Source organism: Novosphingobium sp. SG754 (assembly GCF_013149315.1).
GTDB classification, from domain to species: domain Bacteria; phylum Pseudomonadota; class Alphaproteobacteria; order Sphingomonadales; family Sphingomonadaceae; genus Novosphingobium; species Novosphingobium capsulatum.
The window spans coordinates 441,088-457,131 of the sequence record NZ_JABGCC010000004.1 but is presented as its reverse complement, the minus strand read 5'-3'; the positions used below and the strand labels follow the sequence as shown (position 1 = coordinate 457,131).

16 protein-coding genes are annotated in these 16,044 nt (G+C 66.6%); 3 read left to right on the top strand and 13 right to left on the bottom strand.

Annotated elements, in window-relative coordinates; translation table 11 throughout:
* Positions 1-41: 41 nt before the first annotated feature.
* The gene (locus tag FHW97_RS12680; protein ID WP_171799145.1) at positions 42-1,313 is read left to right on the top strand and encodes an MFS transporter; all 1,272 of its coding nucleotides are present in this window, start codon (positions 42-44) and stop codon (positions 1,311-1,313) included.
* An 86-nt stretch (positions 1,314-1,399) separates the two neighbouring features.
* On the opposite strand, the gene rsmD is transcribed toward FHW97_RS12680, so the two are convergent.
* Together rsmD and FHW97_RS12670 are read right to left on the bottom strand one after the other, a co-directional pair.
* Positions 1,400-1,951, bottom strand: a complete 552-nt coding sequence (gene rsmD / locus FHW97_RS12675) for a 16S rRNA (guanine(966)-N(2))-methyltransferase RsmD (protein ID WP_022674558.1) — start codon at positions 1,949-1,951, stop codon at positions 1,400-1,402.
* Between the two features lie 4 nt (positions 1,952-1,955).
* The gene (locus FHW97_RS12670) at positions 1,956-3,119 is read right to left on the bottom strand and encodes a pseudouridine synthase (protein ID WP_171799144.1); all 1,164 of its coding nucleotides are present in this window, start codon (positions 3,117-3,119) and stop codon (positions 1,956-1,958) included.
* 175 nt (positions 3,120-3,294) lie between these two features.
* On the opposite strand from FHW97_RS12670, the gene FHW97_RS12665 reads away from it, so the two are divergent.
* Positions 3,295-5,007, top strand: a complete 1,713-nt coding sequence (locus tag FHW97_RS12665; protein WP_253941760.1) for an MFS transporter — start codon at positions 3,295-3,297, stop codon at positions 5,005-5,007.
* 64 nt (positions 5,008-5,071) lie between these two features.
* Here FHW97_RS12665 and FHW97_RS12660 read toward each other — a convergent pair whose 3' ends face one another.
* From FHW97_RS12660 to trpB, 4 genes are all read right to left on the bottom strand, one after another.
* Positions 5,072-6,394 carry a folylpolyglutamate synthase/dihydrofolate synthase family protein gene (locus FHW97_RS12660; protein WP_171796309.1) on the bottom strand — a complete coding sequence of 441 codons (1,323 nt, stop codon included), beginning with the start codon at positions 6,392-6,394 and terminating at the stop codon, positions 5,072-5,074.
* 57 nt (positions 6,395-6,451) lie between these two features.
* The gene (accD, locus tag FHW97_RS12655) at positions 6,452-7,300 is read right to left on the bottom strand and encodes an acetyl-CoA carboxylase, carboxyltransferase subunit beta (RefSeq protein ID WP_022676002.1); all 849 of its coding nucleotides are present in this window, start codon (positions 7,298-7,300) and stop codon (positions 6,452-6,454) included.
* Entirely contained in the window at positions 7,297-8,097 is an 801-nt protein-coding gene (gene trpA / locus FHW97_RS12650; RefSeq protein ID WP_171799143.1) for a tryptophan synthase subunit alpha, read from the bottom strand. Before trpA ends, accD begins: the two co-directional genes overlap by 4 nt.
* Before the next feature lie 273 nt (positions 8,098-8,370).
* Positions 8,371-9,606 carry a tryptophan synthase subunit beta gene (trpB, locus tag FHW97_RS12645; protein ID WP_171799142.1) on the bottom strand — a complete coding sequence of 412 codons (1,236 nt, stop codon included), beginning with the start codon at positions 9,604-9,606 and terminating at the stop codon, positions 8,371-8,373.
* A gap of 446 nt (positions 9,607-10,052) precedes the next feature.
* Here trpB and FHW97_RS12640 point away from each other — a divergent pair, with 446 nt between their 5' ends.
* Positions 10,053-10,514, top strand: a complete 462-nt coding sequence (locus FHW97_RS12640) for a hypothetical protein (protein WP_022675999.1) — start codon at positions 10,053-10,055, stop codon at positions 10,512-10,514.
* Between the two features lie 118 nt (positions 10,515-10,632).
* On the opposite strand, the gene FHW97_RS12635 is transcribed toward FHW97_RS12640, so the two are convergent.
* From FHW97_RS12635 to FHW97_RS12605, 7 genes are all read right to left on the bottom strand, one after another.
* The gene (locus FHW97_RS12635) at positions 10,633-11,277 is read right to left on the bottom strand and encodes a phosphoribosylanthranilate isomerase (protein WP_054131947.1); all 645 of its coding nucleotides are present in this window, start codon (positions 11,275-11,277) and stop codon (positions 10,633-10,635) included.
* A 23-nt stretch (positions 11,278-11,300) separates the two neighbouring features.
* Entirely contained in the window at positions 11,301-12,062 is a 762-nt protein-coding gene (locus FHW97_RS12630) for an SIMPL domain-containing protein (RefSeq protein WP_171799141.1), read from the bottom strand.
* Between the two features lie 80 nt (positions 12,063-12,142).
* Positions 12,143-12,667, bottom strand: a complete 525-nt coding sequence (locus tag FHW97_RS12625) for a GNAT family N-acetyltransferase (RefSeq protein ID WP_171796307.1) — start codon at positions 12,665-12,667, stop codon at positions 12,143-12,145.
* A 6-nt stretch (positions 12,668-12,673) separates the two neighbouring features.
* Positions 12,674-13,357, bottom strand: coding sequence for an orotidine-5'-phosphate decarboxylase (gene pyrF, locus FHW97_RS12620; protein ID WP_054131949.1), 684 nt, complete (start codon positions 13,355-13,357; stop codon positions 12,674-12,676).
* Complete coding sequence (locus FHW97_RS12615; protein WP_054131950.1) at positions 13,354-13,671, bottom strand: LapA family protein; 318 nt, start codon at positions 13,669-13,671, stop codon at positions 13,354-13,356. The genes pyrF and FHW97_RS12615 overlap by 4 nt, the downstream gene beginning before the upstream one ends.
* A gap of 87 nt (positions 13,672-13,758) precedes the next feature.
* On the bottom strand, positions 13,759-15,072 hold the full coding sequence (gene purB / locus FHW97_RS12610) for an adenylosuccinate lyase (RefSeq protein ID WP_022675993.1): 1,314 nt from the start codon (positions 15,070-15,072) through the stop codon (positions 13,759-13,761).
* Positions 15,073-15,281: 209 nt separating this feature from the next.
* Positions 15,282-15,968, bottom strand: coding sequence for a DUF2490 domain-containing protein (locus tag FHW97_RS12605; RefSeq protein ID WP_054131952.1), 687 nt, complete (start codon positions 15,966-15,968; stop codon positions 15,282-15,284).
* Between the last annotated feature and the right edge of the window lie 76 nt (positions 15,969-16,044).

The following is a 16,044-nucleotide window of genomic DNA, read 5'->3' as shown; positions in this document are numbered from 1 at the left end:
CGCTTGACAAGGAAGGGGCCGGCGGGAACGTCGCGCAGATCATGACCGCGTCCTCCCACCCGCTTCGCCAGAACGCCCGCATCCTTGCCGCCAGCCTGGTTGGCACGGCGGTGGAATTCTATGATTTCTATATCTACGCCACGGCGGCGGCGCTGGTCATCGGGCCATTGTTCTTTCCGGCCCAGGCACCCGAAGCGCAAGTGCTGCTCTCGTTCATGACCTTTGGCCTGGCATTTTTTGCCCGGCCGGTTGGGGCCATCGCGTTTGGTCATTTCGGCGATCGGGTCGGGCGCAAGTCCACGCTGGTGGCCAGCCTCATGCTGATGGGCGGATCGACCATGCTCATCGCGTTCCTGCCCACCTATGCCATGGCCGGGCCAGTGGCGCCGGCGCTGCTGTGCCTGCTGCGCTTTGGCCAGGGCTTTGGCCTGGGCGGGGAATGGGGCGGCGCCTCGCTGCTGGCCGTGGAAAACGCGCCAAAGGGGTGGGAAGCACGCTTTGGTGCCGCGCCGCAATTGGGGGCGCCGCTGGGCTTCCTCTTTGCCAACGGGCTGTTTCTGATCCTGGGCATGACCTTGCCCGAAGCCGCCTTTGCCAGCTGGGGCTGGCGCGTGCCGTTCCTGGCCAGCGCGGTGCTCGTGCTGCTGGGCCTGTGGGTGCGGCTCAAGATCGGCGAAACCGCCGCGTTTCGCGCCGCGCAGGAAGCCGCGCCGCCGCCCAAGGTGCCGGTGGGGCGCCTGATGGCCGATCATCCTGGTGCGGTGCTGGCCGGGATTGCCGGCGTGGTCGCCTGCTTTGCCATCTTCTATCTGGCCACCACCTTTGCCCTGTCGTTCGCCACGACCAAGCTGGGCTATGCCAAGCAGGAATTTCTGGCGGTGCAGTTGGCGGCCAACTTCTTCCTGGCGGCGGGCATCGCGCTCGCCGGCTGGTGGGCGGACAAGCGCGGGCCGGCAGCCGTGCTGCGCGTGGGCGCCGGGTTGACCGCGCTGGTTGGCCTGGTCTTCGGCGTCGGCCTTGGCTCGGGCCACCTGCCGCTGGTCTTTGCCACGCTGGCCCTGGCGCTGTTCGTGATGGGGCTGGTCTATGGCCCGCTCGGCGCCTGGCTGCCGACGCTCTATGCCGTGCCGGTCCGCTACACCGGGATTTCGATCGCGTTCAACGTTGGCGGGATCATCGGCGGGGCACTGGCGCCCTTCGCCGCCCAGGCGCTGGCCCAGCGCGGCGGCACGGCCAGCGTCGGCTTGTTCCTGACGGTGGCCGGGGCGGTGACGCTGGCCGGTGTGGTGTTTGCGCCCAAGCCGGCGCGATAAAGGGCTTCGACAGGCTCAGCCCGAACGGATTTCAACAACGTGACCCGTTCGCCCTGAGCCTGTCGAAGGGCGCAAAGCGCCGCCCGTCAGTCCTTGGTTTTCAGGCGCAGCAGTGTCAGCCGGGCCTTGCCCACCTTGCGCTCGCTTTCCACTTCGCAGGCCTTGATCTGCGGTACTTCGTCGGCATGGGTTTCGAGGGAAACCCAGGTGCCTTCGCCAATCCAGCCCAGCCGCACCAGCTTGTCCACCGCCACGGCGCCGGCACCGGTGCCATAGGGCGGATCGAGCAGGATCAGGTCGAGCGGCTCCTTGACCGGGCCGAGCGACAGCACGGACGAAGCGCGCACGTCGGCCTGGCCCTGCACGCGAAAGGCAGCGAGGTTGGCCCGGATCGCGCGGATCGCCGCGGCATCCTGTTCCACGAACAGGCAGTGCGCCGCCCCGCGTGACAGCGCTTCCAGCCCCAAGGCACCCGATCCGGCAAACAGATCGGCCACTTTCAGGCCTTCGAAATCGCCCAGCCGGCTGGCCAGCATCGAAAACAGCGTTTCGCGCGTGCGGTCAGACGTGGGGCGGGTGGTGTCTCCGGCGGGTGCGTTCAGTTTGCGCCCGCGCCATTGCCCAGCAATGATACGCATTCGTTCAATTTTCCGATTTGGGCTGGGCGAAGTTGGTCGGGGCAGGGCTGGTCTTGAGCGTCTTGCGGAAGCGCTCGACCAGAACCTGCGGCACTTCCTCGGCTCCGCCGCGCGGCAGGTCGGCCAGCTCGAACGGGCCATAGGCGATGCGCAGCAGGCGCGAGACCTGAAGGCCCAGATGCTCGAGCACGCGGCGCACTTCGCGGTTCTTGCCTTCGGTCAGGGTCATTTCGATCCACTGGTTGCGGCCGGTGCGCCGCTCCATGTTGGCGTCGATCTGGCCATAGCGCACGCCTTCGATCTCGATGCCCTCGATCAGCTCTTCCAGGCGGTCTTGCGAGATATCGCCAAAGGTGCGGGCGCGGTAGGTGCGCGGAATCCCGGTCGCGGGCAGTTCCAGCGCGCGCTTCAATTCGCCATCGTTGGTCAGCAGCAGCAGGCCTTCGGTATTGACGTCGAGCCGGCCCACCGGCATCACGCGCGGGGTTTCGGGGGGCAGCGCGTTGCGCAGCGCGTTGTAGATCGTGGGCCGCCCGGACGGATCGCGCTCGGCCGTGATCAGGCCCGCCGGCTTGTGAAAGCGGAACACGCGGGTGGGGGCGGCGGCGGCGATCAGCCGGCCATCGACACTCACGCCCTTGAGGTTCTTGAGAATCGTGGCGGGCGTGGTGACCAGTTCATCGTTCAGGCGCACGCGACCTTCGGTGATCAGGCGCTCCACTTCGCGGCGCGAGGCAACGCCGGCGCGCGCGAGCAGCTTGGCAATGCGTTCGCCCTCGCGGCCATCTTCGCGCGGCTGGGCGGGAGTGGGCGCGGGGCGCGCCGCCGGCTTGCCAGTGGGGGTGCGATTGGCGATCTTGAACGGACGGTCCCCCTTGGGACGCTCGCCGACGCGGGGCTGGGTGAGCGAGCGGGCCTGGGCCATGCCGCTGGGGCGATCGTCGCGGCGCGCGGCGGGCTTGGGGGAGGCCGGCTTGGGGCTCAGCTTGCCTTCGATCTTGGTGCCCGGCCGGGCGGCTGGCTTGCCGGCCGGCTTGGCGCCGTCACGGGGCGCGGCGCGGTCTGCGCGCGGCGCGGGCTTGCCATCGGGACGGCGTGTACTTGCGGCCTTGTTGGAAGCGGCGGGCCGTCCCGGGCGGCCGCTCCTGCCTTTTGGGGGAAGTGTCATCGCCGGCCCATAGACCATCGCCGGCTTTGCGTCAAAGCGGGGCGGCCTTGACGCTCGGGCATGGGGCTTCGACTAGCTCAGCCCGAACGGGCGAGCAGGGAATTCCGTTCGCCCTGAGCTTGTCGAAGGGCATTCCCCGCGCCTAGGGTGCCGATCGAGCAACCAGGAGACCACAATGGCATCGGCCCCAGCGCCACAAAAACCAAAGGGCTGGCAGCTGTTCAAGCTGGCATTGCAAACGCGCAAGTCGGCCACGATGCTGGGTTTCGGGTTTTCCTCGGGCCTGCCTTTTGCGCTGCTGATCGGCACGCTCAACGCCTGGCTGGGTGAGGTGAAGATCGATCTGGCGACGATCGGCGTGCTGTCGTGGATCGGGCTGACCTATTCGTTCAAGTTCCTGTGGTCACCGCTAGTGGACCGGTTGGCATTGCCCGGGCTTGAGCGGCTGGGGCGGCGCAAGAGCTGGATCGCGCTGTGCCAGGGCGTGCTGGTAGCCAGCTTTATGGGCCTCGCGGCCACCGATCCGACCCGCTCTATGGGCTCGTTCGCACTTTTCGCTTTCCTGGGCGCACTGGCATCGGCAACGCAAGACGTGGCGATCGATGCGTGGCGCATCGACGTGGCCGATGAGCAGACCAGCGTGGAACTGCTTACGTCGATCGGGCAGTTTTCCTACCGCATCGCCTCGATCGTGGGTGGCGCGCTCGCGCTGGTCATGGCCGGGCGGATGAGCTGGCCGCTGGTCTATCTGCTGATGGCCGGGCTGATCGCGCTGATCATCGTGGTAACGCTGCGCGCGCCGGATACGCCGCGCGTAGGGCAGGGTGCGCTGCATGCCGCGCTCAGCCAGCCTGGCGAGTTGGTGCCTAAGGCACGAGGACTGGCTCTGCTGGTCGTGGGGTTAAGCTGGACCTGGGCGATCGTCACGATCGTGGTCTTCATGGTCCAGATGCTTCGCCCCCTGGCGCCGGGTGCAAAGCATCCGTCGGTGGCTGCTTTCACGCGCGAGACTGGCCCCTGGATCGTGCTCGCCACCGTCGGTGTACCCTTGCTGGTATCGGCAGTGGTCAATGCGCTCAAGGTGCGCGGGCAGGCGGTTCTGGTGGCGCCTGATGATGCACATGGCCCGGGGCGCACTGCGCTCAACCATCTTTATGTGGCGCTTGTTTCTCCGTTGTCGGAACTGGTCGGGCGGCTGCGCTGGGGCGTGCTGATCGTGATCGGCATGATCCTGACCTATCCGTTGTGCTATAATATGTGGGCCAGCTTCGCCTTTCCGTTCTATCTGGATTTCCTGCATTATTCCAAGGACGAGGTGGCTTTTGCCTCCAAGCTGTTCGGCATTTTCATGAGCATGGCGGGGGTTGGCCTGGGCGGTTTCCTGTTCGTGCGGGCGGGGCGCATGCCCACGATCCTGCTCGGCGTGGCGCTGCCCATCCTCGGCAACTTCGTCTACGCCGATCTGGCCGAAGGCGGCGCGATGATCGATCGCGTGGCCCATGGGGTGGGCCTGCAGGCCCTGCTGAGCGCCTTCGGGTTCGACGATCGCATGGTGCGCCTGCTGCTGACGATCGGCTTTGAAAACATATCTACCGGCATCGCCGGGGCAGCGTTCGTGGCCTATATTTCCACGATCGTCAGCCGCAGCTACACCGCCGTGCAATATGCGCTGCTCTCCTCGCTCACGTTCCTGATCGGCTCGCTGGGGCGTGGCATCGCCGGGGAGGCGTTCGACCTGTACGGCTATGCCACGGTGTTCCGCTATGCCGCCGCCGCAGGTGGGCTGGCGGTGGTGTTCGTGCTGCTCGAATGGGTGCGCGTGTCGCGTTTGGCCGCACACCACCCCCCGGCCTCCTCCTCTGAAGAGGGGGGGGAGATAACGGGCTGAAACTAAAGCCCCCTCCTCTTCAGAGGAGGGGGTTGGGGGTGGTGCGATCCCTAACCCGAACGGCTCAATCCGGCACTTCCCCATTCCGCCGCAGCACATCGCCGGCGAGATAGAGCGAGCCCACGATCAGCACGTCGCCACCCGGTGGCAGCGCGGCCAGCGCCTGCGCCACATCGGCGAAGCTGTGCACCGGCAAGGCGCTGTGCGCGGCGAAATCCTCGGGCCGGTGGGCATCGTGGCCCGGTGCGGGCACGACCGAGATCGACAGGGCATGGCCGCCCAGCGGGGCCAGGATGGCGCCCGGGTCCTTGTTGGCCAGCATGCCGATGATCACGTGCACGGGCGGCTGCGCGGCAAGGTGGCGGGCGATCGCCAGCCCGGCGTCGGGATTGTGCCCGCCATCGAGCCACACCGTGCGCCCCGGCACTTGCGCGGTCAGCGGGCCATGGCCCAGCCGCTGCAGGCGGGCGGGCCAACGCGCGGCACGGATGCCCGCAGCCATGGCCGCTTCATCAATCGTCATCACGGTCTGGTGGCGCAGCATCGCCACGGCGAGTGCAGCGTTTTCCGCCTGATGCAGCCCGGCAAGGGCGGGCAGGGGCAGGGTGAGCGCGCCCATGGCATCGCGATAGGCGATGTCTTGGCCGATGGCGGCGTCCCAGGCTGTGCCGCGCGCCAGCACGGGGGCGCCGTGCGCTGTGGCGGTTTCCGCCACCATCTGCGCGGCGCGGGCCGGATAGCGCAGCGTGACCAGCGGCACGCCCGCCTTGGCGATGCTGGCCTTTTCAAACGCGATGCGCACCAGCGGATCGTGCACGGCCGCATCGGGAATCGTCTCGTCGGGCGACAGTAGGAACGCCTCGTGATCCAGGCCCAGCGTGGCAAGACCCGTGGCCGCTGCGGTGGGCAGGATATTGGTGGCATCCAGCCGCCCGCCCAGCCCGGTCTCGATCACGCAAGCGTCCGCCGGCACGCTGGCAAAGGCCAGGAACAGCGCGGCCGTGGTCACTTCGAAAAAGCTTGGGGTAAGATCGGGCTGCGCCGCATCGAGCGCCTGCTTGAGCAGGGCGGCCAGCGTGGCATCGTCGATCAACTGCCCGGCAAGGCGGATGCGCTCGTTATAGCGCACCAGGTGCGGCTTGGTGGCGGTGTGGACGCGCAAGCCCTGTGCTTCGAGCATGTAGCGCAGATAGGTGCAGGTAGAGCCCTTGCCGTTGGTGCCCGCAACGTGGAACACCGGGGGCAGGCGGTCCTGCGGGTTGCCCAGCCGGGCGCAGAGTTCGCGCACGGTGTCGAGGCCCAGCCGTCCCTGCGGCAGCGACAGTGCCCCCAGCCGATCGAGCTGGGCCTGCACGGCCGGATCCTCGGAAATCGCGAAGTCCTTCACGAAAACCCCTCCCCCCATCTGGCCCCCGCGCGCAGGCGGGGGCAGGGCGCATTCGCGTCAGGCGGCCTTGGCGGCCATCAGGTAGTCGATGGTTTCGGCCAGCGTGGCGCGCAGGTTGTGGCGGTGCACCACCATGTCGATCATGCCATGGGCGTGCAGGTATTCAGCCCGCTGGAAACCCTCGGGCAGCTTTTCGCGGATCGTGTCCTGGATCACGCGCTGGCCGGCAAAACCGATGAGCGCGCCCGGCTCGGCAATCTGCACGTCACCCAGCATGGCATAGCTGGCGGTGACGCCACCGGTGGTGGGATCGGTCAGGACCACGATATAGGGCAGGCCCGCGGCATGCAGCCGGCTGATCGCCACGGTCGAGCGCGGCATCTGCATGAGGCTGAGGATGCCTTCCTGCATGCGCGCGCCACCGGCTGCGGTGACGGCGATATAGGGGCACTTTTCGCGGATCGCGCGCTCGGTCCCGGCAATGAAGGCATTGCCCACGGCCATGCCCATCGATCCGCCCATAAAAGCGAATTCCTGCACGCCGACGACGGCCTTCTTGCCCTCGATGCGGCCCACCGCGTTGGTCAGCGCATCGGGATGCGGGTTGGCAGCACGAGCGGCCTTGATGCGATCGCCATATTTCTTGGTGTCGCGGAACTTGAGCGGGTCTTCCTTGACCTTGGGCGCAGGCAGCAGGGTAAAGCCCGGGTCCATCAACTGCGCCAGGCGCGCATCGGCGCCGATGCGGCCATGATGATCGCAGCGCGGGCAGACCGACTGGTTTTCTTCATACTCCTTGGTGAACAGCATTTCGCTGCACCCGGGGCACTTGATCCACAGGTTGTCGGGCGTGTCGCGCTTGGGGGTGAAGGGCAGCGCGTTGCGAACGCGGTTGATCCAGCTCATGCGATATCCTTTCGCGCCGCATGCACGGCCGCGCTCAGCGACGCGACAAGATCGCGTACCGGGCCAGCGGCATCAGCGCCGTGTTGGGCCACGAGATCCACCAGGGCCGAGCCGACGACGACGCCATCGGCCACGGCGGCAATGCCCCCAGCCTGTTCGGGCGTACGCACGCCAAAGCCCACGGCAACGGGGATCGTGGCGGTCTGCTTGATCCGCGCCACCGCCTCTTGGATCGAGGCGAGCGCGGCCGATTGCTTGCCGGTGATCCCGGCAACCGAAACATAATAGAGGAACCCGCCCGACCCTTCGAGCACGGCGGGCAGGCGCGCGGCATCGGTGGTGGGGGTGGCGAGGCGGATGGGCGAAATGCCGTGCGCGCGCAGCGCCGGGCCCAGTTCGGGGTCTTCCTCGCTGGGAATATCGACGCAGATCACGCCGTCGATGCCGGCATCGGCGCAGGCATCGGCAAACCATTCCGCGCCGTGGGTGATCATCGGATTGGCATAGCCCATCAGCACCAGCGGCACATCGGGATGGCGTGCGCGGAAGCCCTTGGCGATGGCCAGGATATGCGCGGTCTTGGTGCCAGCGGCGAGCGCGCGCAGGTTGGCGTTCTGGATCGCCGGGCCATCGGCCATGGGATCGGTGAACGGCATGCCCAGCTCGATCACGTCGGCGCCACCGGCCACCAGTGCGTCAAGGATCGCGGGCGTCGCCTCGGGCGTGGGATCACCGCCGGTGACGAAGCACACGAGGGCAGCATGGCCCTTGGCAAAGGCATTGGAAAGGCGGGTCATCAGCCGACAACTCCACCGCATGTCACGCTCGCGATCGCCAGCGGCAAGGACATCATTTCCAACACACCTTCCATGATCTTCAAGGTTCCGGGCTGCGCACTACGTGATTTGCGCCGAGATGCAAAGAGCCCTGCCTTTTGCCCTCATCGTCACCCCGGACGTGATCCGGGGTCCAGCTTGCGGCCTCTCCCTTGGCTCCACGCATTCAGCTGGCCCACGGATCACGTCCGGGGTGACGCGTGGGGAGTGGAGAGGCCTGCTTGCCGATTGATTTTACAGCTTCACCCCCAGGTGCTCGGCCACCGAGAAGATGTCCTTGTCGCCCCGGCCACACAGGTTGGCGAGGATGATCTGGTCCTTGTCCATGGTCGGCGCCAGCTTGGTGACAGCAGCGATGGCATGGGCCGGCTCGAGCGCGGGGATGATCCCTTCGGTGCGGCACAGCAGCTGGAAGCCTTCGAGCGCCTCGGTATCAGTGACCGAGGTATAGTCGACGCGGCCGACGTCCCTGAGCCAGGCATGCTCTGGCCCGATGCCGGGGTAATCCAGGCCGGCGCTGATCGAGTGGCCTTCGGTGATCTGGCCGTCCTCGTCCTGCAACAGGTAGGTCTTGTTGCCGTGGAGAACGCCAGGGCGCCCACCGGCGAGCGACGCGGCGTGTTCCTTGTCAAGGCCATGGCCAGCCGCCTCGACACCCAGCATCTTGACGTCGGGATCATCGAGGAACGGGTGGAACAGGCCGATGGCGTTGGACCCGCCACCGATCGCGGCCACGAGCACGTCGGGCAGGCGGCCGGCGCGGGCGAGCATCTGGGCGCGGGCTTCCTTGCCGATCACGCTTTGGAAATCGCGCACCAGCTCGGGATAGGGATGCGGGCCGGCGGCGGTGCCGATGATGTAGAACGTGTCATGCACGTTCGCCACCCAGTCGCGCAGCGCTTCGTTCATCGCGTCCTTGAGCGTGGCGGCGCCAGCCGTGACCGGCACCACTTCGGCGCCGAGCAGCTTCATGCGGAACACGTTGGGCGCCTGGCGGGCGACGTCGGTGGCGCCCATGTAGACCACGCAGGGCAGGCCAAAGCGCGCGCAGACGGTGGCCGTGGCCACGCCATGCTGGCCCGCGCCGGTTTCAGCGATGATCCGGGTCTTGCCCATGCGCATCGCCAGCAGGATCTGGCCGATGCAGTTGTTGATCTTGTGTGCGCCAGTATGGTTGAGCTCGTCGCGCTTGAACCAGACCTGCGCGCCCTTGCCTGCCGGCGCATTCTTGGCCAGCTCCTCGGTCAGCCGCGGCGCGAAATAGAGCGGGCTGGGCCGGCCGACATAGTGTTCGAGCAGGTCGTCGAATTCGGCCTGGAACGCGGCATCGGCCTTGGCCTTGCGGTATTCCGTTTCGAGATCGAGGATCAGCGGCATCAGCGTTTCGGCGACATAGCGACCGCCGAACTGGCCGAAGTGGCCACGATCGTCGGGCTGGTTGCGGAAGCTGTTCGGGTTCTGGGCAGTCATGGTCCAGCCGCTTGGCAGAGGGCGGGGCGGTTGTCCAGATTCATGGCCAAAGGGGCGGCGGGCCAGTGGCGCCCGCCCGGCGCCGGGCATGGCCAAGGCATTTTGCCGTAGTTTGCATTTTTGCAATCGCATTTCAGCAATTTGCACGATTGCGCGTTCATCCTGGCGTAATGTCTGGGCGCTAGATGGCGTCTTGCAACGTCGTGAAGGCGGTCCCGTAATGGGGCCGCCTTTTTGCGTTTTACATTACTGCAACGATACTTTCTGTATATTTGTTCAGATAGGGATAAACCTTTCTAAATTGACAGAAACTGTGGCAAAAATGCCATGCGTACTATGTTAGAGTCAGAAATCTTACAGTTATGACTTGTTGGCGATTGGCGTGCGGCCTACTTGCCCGATCGACCGCCGCACCAAACGGCGGCTTGAATGCAAGGAGGTTTATTATGCGTCTCGTTCTTCTCGCGCTCGCCGGTACCCTGGCTGCAGCCGCCCCGGCCATGGCCAACGAGGTCCGCGTCGAAGCGCACAGCGGTGTGCTCTGGAATCACGATGCCACCGATGCCACGGCTGGCGTTGCGGCAGGCTATGACTACGATCTTGGCCCGGCAGCCTTCGGCGGCGTCGAAGTCTCGGCCGACAAGATCCTTAACAGCTATGCCAAGCGCGTGTCGGTTGGCGTGAGCGGCCGCCTGGGTGCGAACCTGGCCGGCACCAAGCTTTATGCCGTGGGCGGCTATGCCACCACGCCCTGCACCGATTGCGGTGGCGCGTGGAACTTTGGCGCCGGCGTGCAGAAGTCGTTCATGCAGAAGTTCTACGGCAAGGTGGAATACCGCCACTACATCGCCGACGAAGGCCTGGGCAACCGCGATGCGGTGACCGCTGGCGTTGGCCTGAAGTTCTGATCGGACCCTGTTTCGACAGGACAATTTCCGAACCAGGAAAAGCAGCGGGCGGCGCGAAAGCGTCGCCCGTTGTCGTTTGCGGGGCTGCGGGTTGCGCGGCTACGGCCGGCGTTGGCGTTCAGGCCGATCGGGCCGCGCGGCAGAACGCCTGGATGCGGCTTTCGTCCTTGACGCCCGGCGCGCTTTCCACGCCGGATGATACGTCGACGAGTTCGGCGCCGGTCTGGCGCACGGCATCGGCAACATTGTCGGGGCCCAGGCCGCCGGCCAGTCCCCATGGCGTGGGGCCGCGATAGGCGTTGAGCAGCGCCCAATCGAACACCAGGCCCAGGCCGCCGGGAATGGCCGCGCCCTTGGGTGCCTTGGCATCGAACAGCAAGAGATCAGCCGCCCCGGCATAGCGGGCAGCGGCAGCGACATCGGCAGGCGCGGCCACCGACAGCGCCTTCCACACCGGCAGGCCAAACTGGGCTTTCAACTGCGCGGCGCGGTCGGGGGGTTCGTGGCCGTGGAGTTGCAGCACATCGAGGTGGGCCGCGGCAATCGCCTCGCCGATCGTGGCATCATCGGCATCGACGAACAGGCCAACCAGGCGGCTGCGCCCGGCATTGCGCGCGCCAAGCAGCGCGGCGTCGCGGATGGTGACGTGGCGTGGGGAAGGGGGAAAGAACACGAGGCCGGCATAATCGGCGCGCGCGGCAAGCGTGGCGTCGAGCGCGGCACTCGTGTTGATTCCGCAGATCTTGATGGCTGGGGCTGGCATGGCCAGCCCATGTGGCGTCTTGCTTACTGCGGTGCAAGCTCGAACGTGATGGTGACGTTGGCGTTGACGTCGAGTTCGCCGGCCGCAACCGGGCTGGGCGCGGCCATCATCATCTTGTCGGCGCGGGCATAGAGCATCGGCGGCTGCGGCGACCAACCACCGGTTTCGCTGATGGTCAGCATCCGCACCACCTTGAGGCCGGCGGCGCGGGCATAGAGATCAGCGCGGGCGCGGGCCTTGGCCACGGCATCGATGCGCGCCTCGTCCATTGCCGCCTCGGGCTTGTCGATCTGGAAGCTGGGGCCGTTGACTTCGTTGGCGCCGGCCTTGACCAGCGTATCGATCACCTGGCCAAAGCGCGCAAGGTCACGCTGCTTGACCTGCACCTGGTTGGTGGCGCGATAGCCCACGATCACCGGATCACCCTGCGTGCTGCCATCGGCCAGGCGCTTCTGCTCGCCATAGACCGGGCTGACCGACAGGTTGCTGGTCTGCATGTCGCGGGCAGCCACGCCGCTCGACTTGAGGGCCGCCATCGTGGCGTTCATCGCGCGGGCGTTGGCTGCCAGCGCCTCGCTCGCCGTCTGGCCCTGGGTGGTAACGCCGGCGGTGAAGACTGCCAGATCGGGCACGCGGGTGCTGCGGCCTTCGGCCTGCACGGTCAGCACCGTGGCGCCGGGGCTGACGACCGGGGCGGTCTGCACGGCCTGCTGGGCCATGGCTGGGGTGACCAGCGCGGCCAGGGGCAGGGCGGAAAGACTGGCGGCGAGGATAAGGCGCTTCATCGGGACGGTCTCCGTATGTGACGGCTGGGGAATGGCCGAAGCGAGCTTGCAGCGCGCTGAACCGTTGCCAGGGTAACCGTTCAGGAAACCATCCGTTCCAGTACGACCATGGCGAAGTCGACCGGCGTGGCGCCAGGGAAAGGCCGGGTTTCGCCGGTCCGAACATAGCCGCGCCGCTCGTACCAGGCGATCAGTTCGGGGCGGCGATCGATCACCGTCATTTCGATTGCGCGGGCGCCCAGCTCGCTTTGGGCCATCGCATCGCATTGCGCCAGCAGCGCGCGGCCCAGGCCACCGGCCTGCACATCGGGATCGACGCACAACATGCCGAGGTAGGCCTTGCCCTGCGGCAGCGCCGTCAGGGTAACGGTGCCGATCAGCGCGCCATCGGCAGCCTGCGCCACGATTACGCAGCGGTCCGGCGCGGTGATGGCAGCGGCGAGTTCTGCGTCAGACGTGCGCTCGTCATCCAGCAGGTCAGCCTCGTGCGTCCAGCCCTGGCGTGCTGTGTCGCCGCGATAGGCGCGTTCGACCAGGCGGCGCAGCGCCGGCAGATCGGTCGGCGTGGCCAGCCTGAACGTGAGCGCGGGTGCAACGCCGGGCATGATGGATCAGAGCGTGGCTTCGATGGCGCGGGCGGCGGCCAGGGGATCTTCGGCGCGGCTGATCGGGCGGCCGATGACCAGGCACGAAGCGCCGGCATCGCGCGCCGCGCGCGGGGTCACCGCACGCTTCTGGTCACCGAGCGCTGAACCCCGGCCTTCGGCAGGGCGCAGGCCCGGCACCACGAAATAGCCGTTCTTCCAGCGGCGGTGCACTTCGCCCACCTCGTGCCCGGAACAGACGATGCCATCAAGGCCGGCTTCCTGCGCCAGGTCTGCCAGGCGCAGGACCTGGTCGTGCGACGAACCGCTGACCCCGCCGCGCGCCAGATCGGCATCGTCCAGGCTGGTCAGCACGGTTACCGCCACCACCTTGCAGCCTTCACCGGCGGCCGCCTTGGCGTCTTCCATCATCGCGCGCCCGCCCGAGGCGTGAATGGTGACGATCGCCGGCTGCAGCACGTGGATCGACTGCATCGCCGCTGCCACCGTGTTGGGAATGTCGTGCAGCTTGAGATCGAGGAAGATCGGCATGCCGATCTTGGCCATTTCATGCACGCCGTGGTGGCCATGCGCGCAGAAGAATTCCAGCCCCAGCTTCAACCCACCGACGTGGCCTTTCACCTTTTGCCCCAGCGCCACGGCGGCATCGAGACGGGGAAGATCGACGGCAAGAAAGATCGGGTTGCTCACGGGTGGATATCCGTCTGGGCCGCATCGCTGGCGGCTTCGGTGGCAGGAAAGGCGCCGGCCTGGCTCACCAGGCTCGACTCCAGGGTGGCGATGCGGCGCTTGAGGCGCCAGCGACGCAGCCGGCCTGCCGCCCACGGCGGCACGAAACCGGCCAGGAAAAAGACCAGGGCGACAAAGCCCACCGGCCAATCGAAGTGCAGATAGCCCGCGCCATATGGCCAGAAATTCACGCGGGCGGTGTCCGCGTTCATGGCGATGAACGCGGCAAAGGCCGCAATCAGGGCCAGCCACAAGACTATGCGGATCTGCTTCATGTGCGGCGCTTCACCCTTCAACCTGCCGTGCCAAACACACGGGTGGCGGACATTAGGCAGATTGCAGACGAAGCGCCAGCACTTGCATTATTCGCCAAACACCCGGGCGAAGATGGTATCCACAGCCTTGAAATGGTAATCGAGGTTGAACTTTTCCTCGATCGTCTGCGGGCTCAGTGCCTTGGTCACGTCGGCATCGGCCTTGAGCAGTTCGAGCAGCGAGAGCTGGCCATCGGATTCCCACACCTTCATCGCGTTGCGCTGGACCAGGCGATAGGCTTCGTCGCGGGTCACGCCAGCCTGGGTCAGCGCCAGCAGCACGCGCTGCGAGTGGACCAGGCCGCCCATGCGATCGAGGTTCTTCTGCATGCGCTCGGGATAGACCACCAGCTTGTCGACCACCGAGGTGAGGCGCGCCAGCGCGAAGTCGAGCGTGATCGTGGCGTCGGGGCCGATGAAGCGCTCCACCGAGGAGTGCGAGATATCGCGTTCATGCCACAGCGCCACGTTTTCCAGGGCCGGCGTCACCGCCGAGCGCACCACGCGGGCCAGGCCGGTGAGGTTTTCGGTCAGGATCGGGTTGCGCTTGTGCGGCATGGCCGACGAACCCTTTTGCCCCGGCGAGAAGTATTCTTCCGCTTCGAGCACTTCGGTACGCTGCAGGTGGCGCACTTCGGTGGCCAGGCGCTCGATCGAGCTGGCGATCACGCCCAGCGTGGCAAAGAACATGGCATGGCGATCGCGCGGGATCACCTGGGTGGAAACCGGCTCCACGCTCAGGCCAAGCTGCTCGGCCACGTATTCTTCCACCGCCGGATCGATATTGGCAAAGGTGCCGACCGCGCCGGAAATGGCGCAAGTGGCGATTTCAGCGCGGGCATTGACCAGGCGCGCGCGGCAGCGCGAAAACTCGGCATAGGCTTCGGCCAGCTTCTTGCCGAACGTGGTCGGTTCGGCATGGATGCCGTGGCTGCGGCCGATGGTAGGCGTGTACTTGTGTTCCAGCGCACGGCGCTTGATCGCGGCGAGCAGCGCGTCGATATCTTCGAGCAGGATATCGGCGGCGCGGGCCAGTTGCACGGCCAGCGTGGTGTCGAGCACGTCAGAGCTGGTCATGCCCTGGTGCATGAAGCGCGCTTCGGGGCCAACCTGCTGCGCCACCCAATCGAGGAACGCGATCACGTCATGCTTGGTCACCGCCTCGATCGCGTCGATCGCGGCCACGTCGATGGCGGGGTTGGTCGCCCACCAGTCCCACAGCGCCTTGGCGCCGCTTGCGGGCACCACGCCCAGGTCGCCCAGCTTCTGCGTGGCGTGGGCCTCGATCTCGAACCAGATGCGATAGCGCGCTTCGGGTTCCCAGATCGCGGTCATCGCGGGGCGGGCATAACGGGGGACCATGGTTCGACTCCGGGTTTGCGGTTTGCTCGGCTGTGCCCCGCCCGCTAGGGGCGCACGGCCGCTAAGGCAAGCCCTGCGCGGATTGGCCCCGCGGGGATCGGCCCGCCCCACGGCGCCGTTCCCCCCGGTTCGGCACAGCAGGGCGGGCCTGCCCCGCACGCGCCGCCAGGCGGGGCGCGGGGTGTGGGAGGCAGCGGCCTTTCAGACGCTTAGAGCGCGATGTTGAGCGCCACCGAGGCGACATGGTCGCTGGTGTCGAGCTTGCCAGGGCGAACGCCGTGCTGGTTGAGATAGCCGGCCTCGATCGTCAGCTTCTTGGCGATCGGCGCGTTGATGCCGATGAAATTGCGCATGCGCTCCTCGCCGTTCACGGTCTGGAACACGGTCTTGTTGAGATCGATGAAGCTTTCGTGGCTAGCCACGATCATCACCTTGCTGCCCTGCGCCACGGGCAGGCTGGCCTTGAGGAACGGGCGCAGGCGCCAGGCGGTGCCGGGCATGTTGTCGCGCCAGCGCTGTTCCAGCCGCATACGCCCGTTGAAGCGCACCGGGCCGAGATGGGCAAAGTTGTCAAAGCTCACCTGCTGGCGAAAGCGCCGCTCCATCACCGCGAAATCGCCGTGCAGGTAGTTGGGATCATGGGTGTAGCCCAGCCAGACGGTGAACGTCTTGTCGAGGTTGTAGCCCACCATGAAGTTGTTTTCGAGTTCGTAGAAACCGCGCGCATTGCCGGTGCGCAGGATGGTTTCGTTGGACAGGCGCCAGTTCTTGCCGGCCTTGGCTGTGACCAGCAGCGTTCCCCATCCCTGGGTATCGGTATCGGCCCGCGCAGCGACCGGGGCAAACAGGACTGCTGCCAGGGCAACGGCACTGCAGAGAGAGGGCAGGATACGCATGGGAAAGGGTGTCCGTTCAGGGCTGTTGGCTGCCCCTATGACGTTTTGATGACACATTCGTGACAAAGGATTGACG